The sequence below is a fragment of the Pseudomonas sp. H1_D05 genome, assembly GCF_054682705.1.
The window spans coordinates 4,180,095-4,196,290 of record NZ_CP162825.1 but is presented as its reverse complement, the minus strand read 5'-3'; the positions used below and the strand labels follow the sequence as shown (position 1 = coordinate 4,196,290).

Sequence of the window (16,196 nt, the reverse complement as noted above, 5' to 3'; positions counted from 1 at the left end):
TTGGGCTTTTTGCTTCAGCGCTGGGCCAATTCGTGGCGTACACATTGTTCGTAATAGGTCTGCTTGACAGCTGCAGGCTTGAGTTTCGACGTGCTGTTGTAGGTTTGCTCGGTGATTCCCATCGCGGTCATACGCATCCACGGTTGCTGGAATCGTCGCACCTGCAATTGTTTGCGCGCGCCATACAGCGAGACGCCTGACAGCTTCGATTGCTGAGCACCGGCAGCGATATCCGAACCCCAGGTGCAGGCAAAGCGATGGCTTTTGCTTAACTCTTTCGCCTGCACGCCTGTGGCGAAGACAGCCAGGGAAAGCGTTGCAACGGTGATAACAATCGTCCGCATAGAGCCCACCTAACCTTTTGAAAAAAGGCGATTTTGCCGGGGAAGCGAACGCCCGGGGGCCAGCAATTTGCCGCCTTTTCAGAGTTTTTTGCGGGCCAAAAAAAGGCGACAGGATTTCCCGATGAAATCCTGTCGCCCTGTTCATGACCAATCAACTGCCAATGACCTCAACACGCAGTCGATCGGCACCCTCCTCGCGACAATCAATACGAACCGGCAAGAACAGCTCGATCACCGCGATATTGCTGTGCAAATGCTCGGTCATTCGCGGCGTGGTGAACGAGCCACCACCGGCCAGCGCCATTGGCAACAGCAACTGATCGGCGAGGTGCTCAGCGACCGCAGCGCCACTGCGCAACCAGTCGGCAGCCTGACTGATCGCAGCATCGGCAACCTTCTCTGCGCGCAATGACACTTGGCCGAACGCGCTGAACACCTCGGTGACGTGTTCGAAAGCGTACTCCAGCAGCAACACGTTACCTGGCCCGCGGGCTGGATCAAGTGTCACAGAGTGCAGCGCCGTAGCCGGAAGATTCAAGCGCTTGGCCACTCGGCTCAGCTCACGTTGGGCGACCGTAGGTCCAAGCCCGGCGGTCAGAGCCCACGCGCTTGGTGAAATCGCTTCGCCACGGTCACACAGATCGAGTCGCGTCAGGTTCGCCGGTTGCACATTCACCTCAATCTCGCCACCGCCGGCCGGGGCAAAACCATGGCGCAACAAGTCCAGCTCAACGTTGGCACCCATGCGGCGCAGCAGCGGCAGCCAACTGCGCGTGAGAAAATCGGCCGGCGGCGCCAGCGGGTTATGCGTGCCACCGGAAATCCGCAGCCGACTCGCCTGCGGTGCCCTTAACAGTGCCGGCAACAAGGTCTGTAACACCAGTGTGCAACTGCCGGCCGTGCCGATGGCGAATTGAAAGTCGCCAGCGCGAATCGCGTCGGGTTCGAAGCTCAAGGCTTGCGAACCCAAATGTGCACCGCCAACCGTAGCACCACACACCTCGGCCGCCGCCATCACCGCCGTCAAGTGTTGGCGCAGCAGTCCCGGACGGCTGCGCCTGGCACGAATCTGTTTAATGCGAAACGCCCTGCCCGTCACCATTGACAGGCTCAAGGCGCTGCGCAACACCTGGCCGCCACCGATGGCACCGTCCAGTTCTATCACTTCCTGTTTCATGGCATTCCTTACGCGTACAGCCCGACGGTATCCCGGAGGTACTGATCCAGCCGTCGCGAGTCTTCCTGAGTTCTGAGTAATGTGGGCACTTCGCGCTCGAGTTCGGCCGCGATGAACCCGTGCAACGCCGGTCGACGCGGCCCATAGGCGCTCTCATCGGCATTGCGTTTAAGGGCGAGCAATTCGTCGACTTCATCGAGCAACGCGCGGTCGTCGACGGTGGTCAGGAGGTCGGCAAACGTCATCGGTGGCCGGCCTCGTCCCTGATCGATCCAGCGCACGGCCAATAATGGTCGCAGCACGTAGAAGTACTTTTTGAAACGCACGGTTTCACCTTGCAGGTAACCGCGAAAGTTCTTCTTTGCCATCGACAGATAGTGATTGCGCGCTGCTGGCGGGCTGTAGAACGCTTCGGCGAGTTCGCGCAGCTGTGCCACCTGCGCGGTTTCACTGCGATAAACCAGCGGCGAGTCGAGCCACTCCAGCAAGGTCGGATTGGATTTGCGCAATAACCCGAGGGTCTTGCGCAGCTCCCAACCACTGACGTCGAGTTCATCGTCCAGCGGACGCTCGATCACATCACGCGGCGCATCGACCTGAACGAACCACTCGGGCTTCTCCACGTAGACAAACCGCACGTCGTAATCGCTGTCGGTCGAGGCAAAACCCCAGGCCCGACTGCCGGATTCACAGGCGTACAGCACCGTGACATTGCGCTCGCGTTCTATCCGCGCCAGCTCTTCCAGAACCCGCGCGCGCATGGTGGTGCACAGCGGGTGACGTTCTTCCAGTTCCATGACTTGCTTTCCTTTTATCCTTTGACGCACACCACCTGACGCAAGGTGTGCAGCACTTCCACCAGCTCACGCTGGGCGTGCATGACTTTGTCGATGTCCTTGTAGGCCATCGGAATCTCGTCGATCACCGCCTCGTCCTTGCGGCACTCCACATGGGCCGTGGCGCGAATCTGATCCTCGACAGTGAACGTATTCTTGGCCTTGGTCCGACTCATGGTGCGGCCGGCGCCGTGACTGCAGGAACTGAAGGATTCTTCGTTACCCAGGCCACGGACAATGAAACTCTTGGCGCCCATCGAGCCTGGAATAATCCCCAACTCGCCCTTCTTCGCCGACACCGCACCTTTGCGCGTGACCAGTACCTCTTCGCCGAAATGCCGCTCTTTCTGCACGTAGTTGTGGTGGCAGTTGACCGCTTCCAGCGCCACTTCGAACGGCTTGCGGATAATCTGCCGTGTCGCTTGAATCACCGCGCGCATCATCAGCTCGCGGTTCTGTTTGGCGAAGTCCTGCGCCCAACCCACCGCTTCCACGTAATCATCAAAGTGCTGACTGCCCTCTTCGAAGTAGGCCAGATCACGATCCGGCAGGTTGGCGATGTGCTGTCGCATATCCGCCTGAGCCATCTGGATGAACAGGTTGCCGATGGCATTGCCGACGCCACGCGAGCCGCTGTGCAACATGAACCAGACCCGGTTGGCTTCATCCAGGCACACTTCGATGAAGTGGTTGCCGCTGCCGAGCGTACCGAGGTGCCCGCGGTTGTTGGTGTTGGCCAGTTTCGGGTACTTGTCAGTGATCAATTTGAACCGTGGCTGCAGCCCCGCCCAGGCCTGATCGGCTTGCTGCGGGATCTCATCCCAGGCGCCCTTGTCGCACCGCGAACGGGTCGAACTGCGGCCATGTGGCACCGCTTGCTCGATAGCGCTGCGCAGCCCGTGCAGGTTGTCCGGCAGATCGGCAGCAGTCAGTGACGTGCGCGCGGCAATCATGCCGCAGCCGATGTCGACGCCGACCGCTGCCGGAATGATCGCGCCGACTGTCGGGATCACGCTGCCGATGGTCGAGCCCTTGCCCAAGTGCACATCCGGCATGACCGCCAGATGTTTGAAGATGAACGGCATTTTTGCGGTGTTCATCAACTGCTCGCGGGCCTCGTTTTCCACCGGAACGCCTTCGGTCCAGAGTTTGATCGGTTTGCCGTTGGCGACTTCGAGCAATTGGTAAGTGTGATCTTTCATGTCTTTATTCGACTGCGTATTAAAGAAATTTGAGTTGGCCATCATGGCGTCTCGCTGGGTTTTGCTGTTCGTTGCGATAGACATAGCAGCGGCCGTGCCAGGTTTTCAATCCCCCTGAAAAAACTTCATAACTCTCTGTTTTAAATGACCTTTATTATCCATCGACTTTTTGAGTGTTTGAATTGACGACAAACCCTGCGTAGAAAAATTATCATTAGATATCGTTTTTTATCTTTAGAGATAAGCATGCAAAATAGACGTACCGTCGCCATCGGTTTTATCGGAGCCACCCTTGATCGCGTGGGTAAAGGCGCCAATCGCTGGAGCCATTGGCGCCCGAGCGTGGGTCTCTGCCAGCAGGCGGATGTGCTGATCAATCGGCTTGAGCTGATTCACGGCATCGACGCCCGCGACGTCAGTCTCGCCGAGCGGGTGCGCGCCGACATTCAGCAGGTGTCACCGGAAACCGAAGTGCGCCTGCACTCGATAGCGTTGCGCAATCCGTGGGATTTTGAAGAGGTCTACGGCGCGCTGCACGATTTCACCACTGCCTACGCGTTCGACACCGAACACGAGGACTACCTCGTCCACATCACCACCGGCACCCACGTCGCGCAGATCTGCTGGTTTCTGTTGACCGAGGCGCGCTACTTGCCCGCTCGCCTGATCCAGACCTCCCCCGCCAAGCGCAAGAGCGAAGATGAGCACGCCTGCGGCACCCATGCCCTGATCGACCTAGACCTGTCGCGATACGATCGCATCGCCTCACGCTTCGCCAATAAACGCCTGGAAGGGCTGGCATTTCTGAAGTCCGGCATCGCCACACGCAATGCCGCGTTCAACCGTTCCATCGAGCAGATCGAACGCGTTGCGGTACGCTCGAAAGCCCCCATGTTGCTGATCGGCCCGACCGGTGCCGGCAAATCCTTTCTGGCTCGACGCATCTACGAACTCAAACGCAACCGCCATCAGATGCAGGGGCGCTTTGTTGAAGTCAACTGCGCCACCCTGCGTGGCGACGGCGCGATGTCGACCTTGTTCGGCCACAGCAAAGGCGCCTTCACCGGCGCACAGAACGCCCGCGACGGCCTGCTGCGCGCGGCCGATGGCGGCATGCTGTTCCTCGATGAAATCGGCGAACTGGGCGCCGACGAGCAGGCGATGCTACTCAAAGCGATTGAAGAGAAACGCTTCTTTCCACTGGGTTCTGACAAGGAGGTGGAGAGCGACTTCCTGATCATCGCCGGCACCCATCGCGACCTGCGCAGCCGGGTCGCTGAAGGCCTGTTTCGCGAAGACTTGTACGCACGCATCAACCTCTGGACGTTCGACCTTCCCGGCCTCGCCGGCCGCCGCGAGGATATCGAGCCGAATATTGATTTCGAGTTGCAGCGCCATGCCCGTGAGCATGGGCAATTGGTGCGCTTCAACCTTGAAGCACGCCGCCGCTATCTGGCCTTCGCCAGCTCTAGCGAAGCGGCGTGGCTGGGCAATTTCCGCGAACTGTCTGCGTCGATCACGCGCATGGCGACATTGGCGGATAGCGGGAGAATTGATGAGGCGCAGGTGCAGGAAGAGATTGAGCGGTTGCGTTATGCCTGGGGCCTGACCCAAGCGGGAAGCAACTCAGAAGATTTGCCAGGGAATGAAGAGAGCATGGATCTGTTTGACCGCTTGCAGTTGCGGGCAGTGCTCGAGGTCTGCCGGCAAGCAGACAGCCTGTCAGATGCCGGTCGCCGCTTGTTTGGCATCTCGCGCCAGGCCAAGGCGCAGCCTAATGATGCGGACCGCTTGCGCAAGTACCTGGCCCGGTTCGGGATTGAATGGAGCCAGTTGGCGCCGTAGATCTCTTAGACGTATAACGCCTGGCCACCTTACTTGACCTGATGCCGCTGGTCTGATGTACCGCACCTTCGCCCTGTGAGTTCTTCCAATGCAGTACATCCCCGACCTGGAAGACAACCTCATGAACAAGCGAATGATTGCTATCGGATTGGCAAGCCTGCTTTCACTGTGCCCACTGCTTTCCCTTGCGGCTGAAAAAACAGGCGGCTCCTCAGTTCCAGCCACTGCGATTCCCGGCGTAAACCAAGGCGGATCCGAGTCAAAAGAAGACAAAGCCGACAAGAAAGGCGAGGAAGCATCAGGATCAAATTCCGGTGCCGAAGCACACGAAACACAGAAGGATGCCAACACCTCGAGCGATTCCGCAGATGTTAAAAAACCCAGCCAGTGAACCTCTGCTTTTGGCCGATGAACAGATGGTAGCGCCGAGCCATGAATGCTAACGTTCCCGGCCAACATTCAGGGATGGCGTGCCATGTTCAATCGGTTTCTGGCGACAACGGCAATACTGCTCACTTTCAGCTTTGCAGCACACAGCGCACCCTTGCCCAGCGAATATCTGGAAGAGTGCCAGCGAGTCGAAAATTCGGCCAAAGCCATCATGAAAGCCAGGCAAGGAGGCGTGCCCCTCTCCTCCGTCCTGGAACTGGCCGACAACGCAGGAAAGGAGAGCGAGTATGTGGGTAGTTTGTACAAAGCCTTGATCGGGCAGGCCTACGACATGCCTAGGGAGTCGGACGCGAGGAAGCAGGAGAAGGTGGTGGCTGACTTTCAGCAAACTTTTTATTCGCTTTGCATCGATTCGGCGCAGAAAACGGCGAGTGAAAGAAGCTGACGGGAAATGCTCTTCTATAGAGAGCAAAAATCACTGCGCATGAAAAAGCCCAATCTTTTCAGATTGGGCTAAGTCATTGAATTATATGGTCGGGACGGAGTGATTCGAACACTCGACCCCTAGCACCCCATGCTAGTGCGCTACCGGACTGCGCTACGCCCCGACTGGTTTTGCAACTGTTCTTCACCTCGAAGAACGCTCAAGAATATAGCGCAAGCGTTTGAAAACTGGAAGTATTCAAACGCTGCTTTTTATTTCTTGAGAACCACCAGCACATCTTCCAATTCGGCAATCATCTGCCGAATCATCTGCTTGTATTGGGTCGTGTCGTCTTTGGCTTCATCGCCGGACAGGCGCAAGCGTGCGCCGCCGATGGTGAAACCCTGATCGTAAAGGAGCGCGCGGATCTGCCGGATCATCAGCACGTCCTGGCGCTGATAATACCGGCGGTTTCCGCGGCGTTTGACGGGGTTGAGTTGAGGAAACTCCTGCTCCCAATAGCGCAGCACGTGTGGCTTTACGGCACACAGCTCGCTGACTTCACCGATGGTGAAGTAGCGTTTGCCCGGGATGACGGGTAGTTCGTCGTTATGACTTGGTTCCAGCATAAGCCTCAACTCGGGCCTTCAACTTCTGCCCTGGACGAAAGGTGACCACACGGCGAGCCGTGATCGGGATTTCTTCCCCCGTTTTCGGGTTGCGGCCAGGCCGCTGGCGTTTGTCCCGAAGGTCGAAATTGCCGAAACCGGACAATTTGACCTGCTCGTTGTCTTCAAGAGCGTGCCTGATTTCCTCGAAAAACAGTTCTACCAATTCCTTGGCTTCCCGCTTGTTCAGGCCCAGCTCTTCATACAGACGTTCCGCCATCTCAGCTTTCGTCAAAGCCCCCATACGTCACTTCCTTAACGTGGCGTTCAACCTTTGTTCGAGCGAGGTGAGGATATTTTGCGTCGTCGAATTCACCTCATCGTCATTAAGAGTGCGCGATGGATGCTGCCAGGTCAAGCCAACTGCAAGGCTTTTTCTATCAGGATCAATGCCTTTACCCTGATACACGTCAAACAGCCTGAGATCCGTGAGCCATTCGCCTGCATTTTCACGGATTACGTCCAGTACGGCCGCGGACGCGACGTCTTTGTGCGCAATCAGTGCAAGGTCACGACGCACTTCAGGAAAGCGCGACAACTCGTGGAATTTCGGCATTTTACCGAGTGCCACTTCAGCCAGAACCAGCTCGAAAACGAAGACCGGACGGTCCAGACCCAAGGCTTTCGACAATTCCGGGTGAATGGCGCCGATGAAACCGACTTCACGCCCTTCGCGCTCGATGCGCGCGGTTTGACCCGGGTGCAACGCAGGGTGTTTGCCCGGAGCGAAGGTGAACGAATCCAGTGCACCGGCGAAGCCGAGCACCGCTTCCACATCAGCCTTGACGTCGAAGAAATCAACCGTGTCGCGACCTTGCGCCCAACCTTCCGGCAGGCGGCTACCGCAAACCACGCCGGACAGCATCGGCTCTTGCTTCAGGCCTTCGAGCTGACCAACGAAACGCAGACCGCTTTCGAACAGACGCACGCGATCTTGCTGACGGTTGAGGTTGTGCTGCAGCGCCTTGACCAGACCCGGCCACAGCGACGAGCGCATGGCTGCCATGTCATTAGAGATCGGATTGGCCAGCAACAGCGGCTCGACGCCCGGACTGAACAGTTCGAACTGACGCGGATCGATGAAGCTGTAAGTGATCGCTTCCTGATAACCACGCGCTACCAGCAGGCGGCGCAGTTCCGGCAGATCGCTACGCGCTTCAGCTTTGGCTTGTGGCGCCAGACGCGCTTGCGGGTAACGAACCGGCAGACGGTTGTAGCCGTACAGACGCGCCAGTTCTTCGATCAGATCGACTTCCAGACTGATGTCGAAGCGATGGCTTGGCACTTCTACGCGCCACTGGCCTTCGCCATCGGCAGTAATACCTAGACCCAGGCCGCCGAGCAAACGCTCGACCTGGGCGGAATCCATTTCCATACCCAGCATCTGGGTGATGCGCTGGGAACGCAGAGTGATCGGTGCGATCGACGGCAGATGTTGCTCGCTGACGGTCTCGATGATCGGGCCGGCTTCGCCGCCAGTGATGTCCAGCAGCAAGCCAGTGGCGCGCTCCATGGCTTCCCGGGCCAGTTGCCAGTCAACGCCACGCTCATAGCGGTGCGAAGCATCGGTGTGCAGGCCGTAGGAGCGAGCCTTGCCAGCAACAGCGATCTGGTCGAAGAACGCACTCTCCAGGAATACGTCGCGAGTCGTCGCAGAGACGCCGCTGTGTTCGCCGCCCATCACACCGGCAATCGCCAGCGCGCGGGTGTGGTCGGCGATGACCAGCGTATCGCTACGCAGGCTGACTTCCTGACCGTCGAGCAGAACGAGCTTCTCGCCCTCTTCCGCCATGCGTACACGGATGCCGCCGTTGATTTCGGCGAGATCGAAGGCGTGCAGCGGCTGACCCAGCTCGAGCATCACGTAGTTGGTGATGTCGACAGCAGCGTCGATGCTGCGCACGTCGGCGCGACGCAGACGTTCCACCATCCACAGCGGCGTTGGCTTGGACAGGTCAACGTTACGGATAACGCGGCCCAGGTAACGCGGGCACGCGGCTGGGGCCAGCACTTCTACCGAACGCACTTCGTCGTGCGCGGCAGGAATGGCCATGACCACCGGACGGGTGACCGGCGCGGCATACAGTGCGCCGACTTCACGGGCCAGACCGGCCAGGGACAGGCAGTCGCCACGGTTCGGGGTCAGGTCGACCTCGATGCTGGCGTCTTCCAGATCCAGGTACACACGGAAGTCTTCGCCCACCGGTGCATCGACCGGCAGTTCCATCAGACCGTCGTTGCCTTCACCGATCTGCAGCTCGGCTTGTGAGCACAGCATGCCGTTCGACTCGACGCCGCGCAGCTTGGCCTTCTTGATCTTGAAGTCGCCCGGCAGCTCAGCGCCGATCATGGCGAACGGAATCTTCAGGCCCGGACGCACGTTTGGCGCACCGCACACGACCTGGAAAGTTTCCGCGCCATTGCTGACCTGGCACACACGCAGCTTGTCGGCATCAGGGTGTTGCTCGGTGCTCAGCACCTCACCCACCACCACACCACTGAAAACACCGGCGGCCGGGGTCACGCTATCGACCTCAAGGCCCGCCATCGACAGACGAGCAACCAGCTCGTCGCGATTTACCTGCGGGCTAACCCAGCCACGCAGCCATTGTTCACTGAATTTCATCCTGCTCTCCTAAGAATTCGTTACGACTAGCGAAATTGCGCGAGGAACCGCAAGTCGTTGTCGAAGAACAGACGCAAGTCGTTCACGCCGTAACGGAGCATGGCCAGACGCTCGACACCCATGCCGAAAGCAAAACCGGAGAACTCTTCCGGATCAATGCCGGACATGCGCAACACGTTCGGGTGAACCATGCCGCAGCCCATCACTTCCAGCCAGCCAGTCTGCTTGCAGACACGGCAGCCTTTACCGCTGCACATCACGCATTCCATATCGACTTCAGCGGACGGCTCGGTGAACGGGAAGTACGAAGGACGGAAACGTACGGCCAGCTCTTTTTCGAAGAACACCCGCAGGAATTCTTCGATGGTGCCTTTGAGATCGGCAAAATTGATGTCGCGATCAACCAGCAGGCCTTCGACCTGGTGGAACATCGGCGAGTGGGTGATATCGGAGTCGCTGCGATACACGCGGCCTGGGCAGACGATGCGAATCGGCGGCTGTTTCGATTCCATGGTGCGGACCTGTACCGGCGAGGTATGGGTGCGCAGCAGCATGTTGGCGTTGAAATAGAAGGTGTCATGCATCGACCGGGCCGGGTGATGGCCTGGGATGTTGAGCGCTTCAAAGTTGTGATAGTCGTCTTCGACCTCAGGGCCTTCGGCGATGCCGTAGCCGATGCGGGTGAAGAACTGTTCAACACGTTCCAGAGTCCGGGTCACCGGATGCAGACCACCAGAGGTCTGGCCACGGCCCGGCAACGTCACGTCAATGGATTCGGCGGACAGTTTGGCAGCCAGTTCGGCTTCTTCAAACAGAGCCATGCGCGCATTGAGTACGCCTGTGACACGTTCCTTGGCAACGTTGATCAGGGCGCCGACTTGCGGACGCTCTTCTGCCGGCAAATTCCCCAGGGTCTTCATCACCTGAGTCAATTCGCCCTTTTTGCCAAGGTATTGAACCCGGATTTGCTCCAGGGCATTGATATCTTCAGCGCTTTGCACAGCCTCTAGTGCTTGAGAGACCAGCGCATCCAGGTTTTCCATGTACAGACTCCAGATACAAAATAGGGGAAGAGCTTGAAGGCTCTTCCCCTATTTAAGACGTTTACCACCTGGCCCCACGGAAGTGAGGCCGGGTGATTGTCGGGGGTACTTAAGCCAAGGTGGCTTTAGCTTTCTCGACAATCGCAGCAAACACCGCTTTTTCGTTCACTGCCAGATCAGCCAGAACCTTACGGTCGATCTCGATGGACGCTTTTTTCAGGCCAGCGATGAAACGGCTGTAGGACAGACCGTTAACACGAGCACCAGCGTTGATACGAGCGATCCACAGAGCGCGGAACTGACGTTTTTTCTGACGACGGTCACGGTAGGCGTATTGGCCTGCCTTGATTACCGCTTGCTTGGCAACACGGAATACGCGGGAGCGTGCGCCGTAGTAGCCTTTAGCAAGTTTCAGAATTTTTTTGTGACGCTTACGGGCAATGACGCCACGCTTTACACGAGCCATGAGTTACTTCCTCTATTCTTGACTAAATTAACGAAGGCGCAGCATGCGCTCGACTTTTGCCACGTCAGACGGATGCAGCAAGCTGCTACCGCGCAGTTGACGCTTACGCTTGGTCGACATTTTAGTCAGGATGTGGCTCTTGAAAGCGTGCTTGTGCTTGATACCGTTAGCAGTTTTCAGAAACCGCTTAGCAGCACCACTTTTGGTTTTCATTTTTGGCATGTTCGGATACTCCGCATTCAGTTGATAAACATAATCAGAAGGCCTGCCGTGCCCTGTTGATTACTTCTTCTTTTTCGGGGCGATGACCATGATCAGCTGGCGTCCTTCCATCTTAGGATGCTGTTCGACCGAACCGTACTCGAGCAGGTCAGCTTCAACCCGCTTGAGGAGTTCCATCCCCAGCTCCTGGTGGGCCATCTCACGGCCGCGGAATCGCAAGGATACCTTGGCCCTGTCCCCATCACTCAGGAAACGTACCAGGTTGCGCAGTTTTACCTGGTAATCCCCTTCCTCCGTCCCTGGACGAAACTTGATTTCTTTTACCTGAATCTGCTTCTGGTTCTTCTTCGCCGCGGCAACCTGCTTCTTCTTTTCGAAGATCGATTTGCCGTAATCCATCACACGGCAAACCGGTGGGATTGCGTCTGCGGAGATTTCCACCAGATCAAGCTTTGCTTCTTCAGCAATACGAAGCGCTTCATCAATCGAGACGATGCCAATCTGCTCGCCATCAGCGCCAATTAACCGAACCTCGCGTGCCGAGATATTCTCGTTGATCGGGGCTTTCGGTGCAGCTCGTTTATCTTGTCTCATTTCACGCTTAATAATAATTACTCCGAATCTGGGCGACCACGCCGGGAAACCGCTTGCGCGAGAAACTCAGCGAACTGGGCGACGGGCATCGAGCCCAGGTCAGCACCTTCACGAGTACGCACAGCGACAGTCTGCATCTCGACTTCCTTATCTCCGATAACCAAAAGATAGGGAACCTTGAGCAAAGTATGCTCGCGGATTTTAAAGCCGATCTTTTCATTTCTCAAGTCGGACTTGGCACGAAATCCGCTTTCGTTGAGAGTTTTTTCAACTTCTGCAACAAAATCTGCCTGTTTATCAGTGATATTCATGATCACCGCCTGGGTTGGCGCGAGCCACGCAGGGAACGCACCTTCGTAGTGCTCGATCAGAATCCCGACGAAACGCTCGAAGGAACCGAGGATCGCACGGTGCAACATCACTGGGTGTTTGCGGCTGTTGTCTTCAGAGACGTATTCAGCGCCCAAACGGACAGGCAGGTTAAAATCGAGCTGCAGAGTACCACATTGCCAGACCCGACCAAGGCAGTCTTTCAGCGAGAACTCGATCTTCGGACCGTAGAACGCACCTTCACCCGGCTGCAGATCGTACGGCAGGCCCGCAGAATCAAGGGCTGCAGCCAATGCAGCTTCAGCGCGATCCCACAATTCGTCGGAACCGACGCGTTTTTCCGGACGAGTGGACAGTTTCATCTCGACATCGGTAAAGCCGAAGTCACGATAAACGTCCATGGTCAGCTTGATGAATGCGGCGGATTCAGCCTGCATCTGCTCTTCAGTGCAGAAGATGTGGGCGTCATCCTGAGTGAACGCACGCACACGCATGATGCCGTGCAGCGCACCCGATGGCTCGTTACGGTGGCAGGCACCGAACTCGGCCAGACGCATCGGCAGCTCGCGGTAGCTCTTCAGGCCCTGATTGAACACCTGCACGTGGCACGGGCAGTTCATCGGCTTGATCGCGTAGTCGCGGTTTTCCGATTGAGTGGTGAACATGTTGTCGGCGTAGTTGGCCCAGTGACCGGATTTCTCCCACAGGCTGCGATCAACGACTTGCGGCGTCTTGATCTCAAGGTAGCCGTTGTCGCGCTGGATCTTGCGCATGTACTGCTCAAGCACCTGGTACAGAGTCCAGCCGTTCGGGTGCCAGAACACCATGCCCGGGGATTCTTCCTGGGTGTGGAACAGGCCCAGACGCTTGCCGATCTTGCGGTGATCGCGCTTCTCAGCTTCTTCGATGCGTTGGATGTAAGCCGCCAGCTGCTTCTTGTCTGCCCAAGCGGTGCCGTAAACGCGCTGCAATTGCTCGTTCTTGGCGTCGCCGCGCCAGTAGGCACCGGACAGCTTCGTCAGCTTGAAGGATTTCAGGAAACGCGTGTTCGGCACGTGCGGACCGCGGCACATGTCGACGTATTCTTCGTGATAGTACAGACCCATGGCCTGTTCGTTCGGCATGTCCTCGACCAGGCGCAACTTGTAGTCTTCGCCACGAGCCTTGAACACTTCGATCACTTCGGCGCGCGGAGTGACTTTCTTGATGACGTCGTAATCTTTTTCGATCAGCTGTTGCATGCGCTGTTCGATAGCGGCCATGTCGTCCGGAGTGAAAGGACGCTCGAAGGCGATGTCGTAATAGAAGCCTTCGTCGATGACCGGCCCGATGACCATTTTCGCAGTCGGGTACAGCTGCTTGACCGCGTGGCCAACCAGGTGCGCGCAAGAGTGGCGAATGATCTCCAGCCCCTCTTCATCCTTAGGCGTAATGATTTGCAGGGTCGCGTCGCTGCTGATGATGTCGCTGGCGTCGACCAGTTGGCCATTGACCTTGCCGGCCAGTGTGGCTTTGGCCAGACCGGCACCAATGGATGCGGCGACCTCGGCTACGGAAACCGGGTGATCGAATGAACGTTGACTGCCGTCGGGAAGAGTAATAGTTGGCATGGCGCCTCCTCTCCTAGTGGTGACCCCTACCAAAGGTCACGTGGGTTGGGATGAGCCAGTACAAGATCCGATCCAGGCCATTCAATGACGAACGCCTGCCTTACAGCGGCAGGAGCCTTGCGGCCAACCGGAAAACCGAACCAGAGTGACTGGGATTCAAATCGAAAATATTCGCACGTTGACCGCTGCCGGGACTGAAGGTCATCCGGCGCCAGAGAACGCTTGAGCCCGGCATGCTAGCACAGATGAGCGGTCACTTATGCCTCTGTTTGATCAGAAGGCAAATCGTCTGTTTTTATGCCAGAGTGCTGAACTTGATAGGCCTTTCAGCCCTCAGATAACAAGACATTGACCCACAAGGAGCATCCTCGCATGCGTCTGAATACCCTGTTCGCCGTAGTCGCCCCTATCGTTATGCTGCTGCCACTGAGCGCCCACGCCGACTGGCCGAAGGGCGAGCGCGAGAAGTACATGGCGCAGTGCACCCAGGCGGCTACTCCGCAAATTGGTGCCGCCGCGGCCAAATCGCACTGCGCTTGTGGCGCTGATGCCATCAAGTCCTATCCTGCCGCCGATATTCAGGCGCTGATGGACAACAAGGCCACCCCTGAACTGCAGCAGAAAGCGCTGGGCCAAATCGCCAAATGCAAGGCGAATACTCCGGCGAAAAAGTAAGAAAAAAAGCGTCCTGACTCGGCCCAGCGCCCTTGAAAAGGGCTGAATTTGCGTCTTTTCAGACGTTTTATGCAGGTTTTACAGGTTTTTTTATCGTCTTTACGTTCCGCTAAAAGCCTTGTAAACCGGGGCCTTCAGCCGATAAAGGCAGTAAAGAAAACACGACTGATTGGCAAACAGCACGTCCGGGGGGCTACCAAAGCGAACATTTCGACTATGATACCCGGGTGTGCCCAGTTGGCCTGAGCAGCACAGTACTGAAAAATATATGTTTCTTGGAGATACACCATGTCTAATCGCCAAACCGGCACCGTTAAGTGGTTCAACGATGAAAAAGGCTTCGGCTTCATCACTCCTCAAGGTGGCGGTGACGACCTGTTCGTACACTTCAAAGCTATCGAATCCGACGGTTTCAAAAGCCTGAAAGAAGGCCAGACCGTCTCTTTCGTGGCTGAGAAAGGCCAAAAGGGTATGCAAGCTGCACAGGTTCGCCCAGAGTAATTTCTGCGCGCACTAAAAAACCCCCGTCCATGTGACGGGGTTTTTTATGCCTGCAACAAAAGTGGCGCGTGATCAGCCGCAGTTGACGCGAGTGATCACCAGATTGTTGTCGGTGTTCAGGTTCAAGCGATCGGAGCGGTACTCAAGCGTGATCATGTCGTTCGGCTTGAGGAAGCGGGCATTTTGCGCCCCGGCTTTGCTGCGCGCCTGCTCCAGAAGCTCTGGCGAAGCTTTCTTGCCAATGGCGAATTCCGCCGCCGATGCTTCACAGCGGCTGTGACCAGCTTCGGTTGCCGCAGATTCCTTTGCCGACTCGCTGGAGGTCGTACTGCAACCGGCCAGCATGGCAGCGGCCATAAGTGCACCCAGTGTCGCGAACTTCAAAGGCATGAAGCCTCCTTGTTTTCAAAATGGTTAAGCTGAGATCGTGCGACCGCCATTCAAGCGATTGGTTTCACAGCCAAGGCCATCACCAATCACCCTGCCCCACGATCGGAAAAACGCCGAGTGTGCCTGAGGGGCATGCGTCACTTCATCAATCAATCGTGACTGAATATTAACGGCGCTCAATAGACGTCGATGTAGTCATACGGCGGATTCGGCCAGTTGTCCTTCAGCGCATTGAAAATCTGCATCACCCATACCTCGTCACTGGCCGCGACATTGCCCACGTAGCCCGAGCCCTTGGCCCAGGTTTCCAGGCGAAACAGCAAGCCGTCGATATCCTGCCCACCGGTAACGCCGGAGGAAATGTAAGCGATACCGCCCTTGGTCACGCGCAGCTGCGTGTGTTCGTCATCACTGGCCGAGGCGAGCAACTGGCGCACCGCGTCGAGCGTCAGGCCGTCAGGGGTGTTCAAATCGATCTGCACAGCACAATCCTTGGAAGCCTCAAAAGACCAAGTGTCGCATAGCGCTCCGCTCATGCCTAAGTCGCAGTGCCAAATGCCCGACAAAATGGTTAACTCAAACCCAAGATCTTCCGACTATTCGAGCGCTCTCATGACCACGATCAGCATCGACGCCGCCATTAATGCCAAATGGGCAGACGGACACAGCTCTTACAGCCCGGGAACCACCGAGGAGCTTGCGCTGATTGGTATCGATTTATTGGTCAAAGAGTTGGGCACAGAAGCGGCCAAGCAATTCATCAAGCAGATTTTCGAGCGCTACCCAACCGAACAGGTCGAACACGAACACGCAGAGAAAGGGTAAACCCGCAGGCTGGCACCTGCGGGCGAGT

General features: G+C 57.1%; 20 protein-coding genes and 1 tRNA gene. 6 read left to right on the top strand and 15 right to left on the bottom strand.

The annotated features are described in order from the left end of the window. Positions 1 to 14: 14 nt before the first annotated feature. From AB4O11_RS18955 to AB4O11_RS18940, 4 genes are all read right to left on the bottom strand, one after another. Positions 15 to 344, bottom strand: a complete 330-nt coding sequence (locus AB4O11_RS18955; RefSeq protein WP_093439361.1) for a hypothetical protein — start codon at positions 342 to 344, stop codon at positions 15 to 17. A 151-nt stretch (positions 345 to 495) separates the two neighbouring features. Further along, complete coding sequence (gene rtcA / locus AB4O11_RS18950; protein WP_460127850.1) at positions 496 to 1,521, bottom strand: RNA 3'-terminal phosphate cyclase; 1,026 nt, start codon at positions 1,519 to 1,521, stop codon at positions 496 to 498. 8 nt (positions 1,522 to 1,529) lie between these two features. Further along, the gene (locus AB4O11_RS18945; RefSeq protein ID WP_186624919.1) at positions 1,530 to 2,318 is read right to left on the bottom strand and encodes a nucleotidyltransferase domain-containing protein; all 789 of its coding nucleotides are present in this window, start codon (positions 2,316 to 2,318) and stop codon (positions 1,530 to 1,532) included. Between the two features lie 14 nt (positions 2,319 to 2,332). Next, entirely contained in the window at positions 2,333 to 3,559 is a 1,227-nt protein-coding gene (locus AB4O11_RS18940) for an RtcB family protein (protein ID WP_460127848.1), read from the bottom strand. 246 nt (positions 3,560 to 3,805) lie between these two features. On the opposite strand from AB4O11_RS18940, the gene rtcR reads away from it, so the two are divergent. The 3 genes from rtcR to AB4O11_RS18925 all read left to right on the top strand — a co-directional run bounded on the left by rtcR (position 3,806) and on the right by AB4O11_RS18925 (position 6,239). Next, a complete protein-coding gene (gene rtcR, locus AB4O11_RS18935; protein ID WP_460127846.1) occupies positions 3,806 to 5,404 on the top strand; it encodes an RNA repair transcriptional activator RtcR in 1,599 nt (532 codons plus the stop codon). Positions 5,405 to 5,525: 121 nt separating this feature from the next. Beyond that, positions 5,526 to 5,795, top strand: coding sequence for a hypothetical protein (locus AB4O11_RS18930; RefSeq protein ID WP_460131115.1), 270 nt, complete (start codon positions 5,526 to 5,528; stop codon positions 5,793 to 5,795). An 84-nt stretch (positions 5,796 to 5,879) separates the two neighbouring features. Further along, entirely contained in the window at positions 5,880 to 6,239 is a 360-nt protein-coding gene (locus tag AB4O11_RS18925; RefSeq protein WP_093439384.1) for a hypothetical protein, read from the top strand. Between the two features lie 86 nt (positions 6,240 to 6,325). Here the strand turns inward: AB4O11_RS18925 and AB4O11_RS18920 are convergent. From AB4O11_RS18920 to thrS, 9 genes are all read right to left on the bottom strand, one after another. Beyond that, positions 6,326 to 6,402, bottom strand: a tRNA-Pro gene (locus tag AB4O11_RS18920). Between the two features lie 88 nt (positions 6,403 to 6,490). Beyond that, the gene (locus AB4O11_RS18915; RefSeq protein ID WP_003179985.1) at positions 6,491 to 6,847 is read right to left on the bottom strand and encodes a MerR family transcriptional regulator; all 357 of its coding nucleotides are present in this window, start codon (positions 6,845 to 6,847) and stop codon (positions 6,491 to 6,493) included. Continuing rightward, a complete protein-coding gene (gene ihfA / locus AB4O11_RS18910; protein ID WP_002553164.1) occupies positions 6,828 to 7,130 on the bottom strand; it encodes an integration host factor subunit alpha in 303 nt (100 codons plus the stop codon). The genes AB4O11_RS18915 and ihfA overlap by 20 nt, the downstream gene beginning before the upstream one ends. Positions 7,131 to 7,133: 3 nt before the next feature. Then, entirely contained in the window at positions 7,134 to 9,512 is a 2,379-nt protein-coding gene (gene pheT / locus AB4O11_RS18905) for a phenylalanine--tRNA ligase subunit beta (protein WP_099758549.1), read from the bottom strand. Positions 9,513 to 9,538: 26 nt separating this feature from the next. Continuing rightward, positions 9,539 to 10,555, bottom strand: a complete 1,017-nt coding sequence (gene pheS, locus AB4O11_RS18900) for a phenylalanine--tRNA ligase subunit alpha (protein ID WP_003226365.1) — start codon at positions 10,553 to 10,555, stop codon at positions 9,539 to 9,541. A 109-nt stretch (positions 10,556 to 10,664) separates the two neighbouring features. Then, positions 10,665 to 11,021: a 50S ribosomal protein L20 gene (gene rplT / locus AB4O11_RS18895; RefSeq protein ID WP_007913489.1), complete on the bottom strand. Its 357-nt coding sequence runs from the start codon at positions 11,019 to 11,021 to the stop codon at positions 10,665 to 10,667. A 27-nt stretch (positions 11,022 to 11,048) separates the two neighbouring features. Further along, positions 11,049 to 11,243 (bottom strand): 50S ribosomal protein L35, encoded by a 195-nt coding sequence (gene rpmI, locus AB4O11_RS18890; protein WP_002553160.1) that lies wholly within the window; start codon positions 11,241 to 11,243, stop codon positions 11,049 to 11,051. A gap of 60 nt (positions 11,244 to 11,303) precedes the next feature. After that, positions 11,304 to 11,855: a translation initiation factor IF-3 gene (infC, locus tag AB4O11_RS18885; protein ID WP_171057393.1), complete on the bottom strand. Its 552-nt coding sequence runs from the start codon at positions 11,853 to 11,855 to the stop codon at positions 11,304 to 11,306. Further along, positions 11,855 to 13,777: a threonine--tRNA ligase gene (thrS, locus tag AB4O11_RS18880; RefSeq protein ID WP_007913488.1), complete on the bottom strand. Its 1,923-nt coding sequence runs from the start codon at positions 13,775 to 13,777 to the stop codon at positions 11,855 to 11,857. Before thrS ends, infC begins: the two co-directional genes overlap by 1 nt. 372 nt (positions 13,778 to 14,149) lie before the next feature. On the opposite strand from thrS, the gene AB4O11_RS18875 reads away from it, so the two are divergent. Together AB4O11_RS18875 and AB4O11_RS18870 are read left to right on the top strand one after the other, a co-directional pair. Beyond that, positions 14,150 to 14,452 (top strand): hypothetical protein, encoded by a 303-nt coding sequence (locus AB4O11_RS18875; RefSeq protein ID WP_093432157.1) that lies wholly within the window; start codon positions 14,150 to 14,152, stop codon positions 14,450 to 14,452. Positions 14,453 to 14,740: 288 nt separating this feature from the next. Continuing rightward, positions 14,741 to 14,953, top strand: a complete 213-nt coding sequence (locus AB4O11_RS18870) for a cold-shock protein (protein WP_003179963.1) — start codon at positions 14,741 to 14,743, stop codon at positions 14,951 to 14,953. A 72-nt stretch (positions 14,954 to 15,025) separates the two neighbouring features. Here the strand turns inward: AB4O11_RS18870 and AB4O11_RS18865 are convergent, their stop codons facing one another. Together AB4O11_RS18865 and AB4O11_RS18860 are read right to left on the bottom strand one after the other, a co-directional pair. Beyond that, complete coding sequence (locus tag AB4O11_RS18865) at positions 15,026 to 15,343, bottom strand: I78 family peptidase inhibitor (RefSeq protein WP_093432154.1); 318 nt, start codon at positions 15,341 to 15,343, stop codon at positions 15,026 to 15,028. Between the two features lie 176 nt (positions 15,344 to 15,519). Continuing rightward, positions 15,520 to 15,825 (bottom strand): hypothetical protein, encoded by a 306-nt coding sequence (locus AB4O11_RS18860; protein ID WP_007913485.1) that lies wholly within the window; start codon positions 15,823 to 15,825, stop codon positions 15,520 to 15,522. Between the two features lie 130 nt (positions 15,826 to 15,955). Between AB4O11_RS18860 and AB4O11_RS18855 the strand changes: the two genes are divergently transcribed. Next, positions 15,956 to 16,168: a hypothetical protein gene (locus AB4O11_RS18855; RefSeq protein ID WP_093432151.1), complete on the top strand. Its 213-nt coding sequence runs from the start codon at positions 15,956 to 15,958 to the stop codon at positions 16,166 to 16,168. Positions 16,169 to 16,196: the final 28 nt, after the last annotated feature.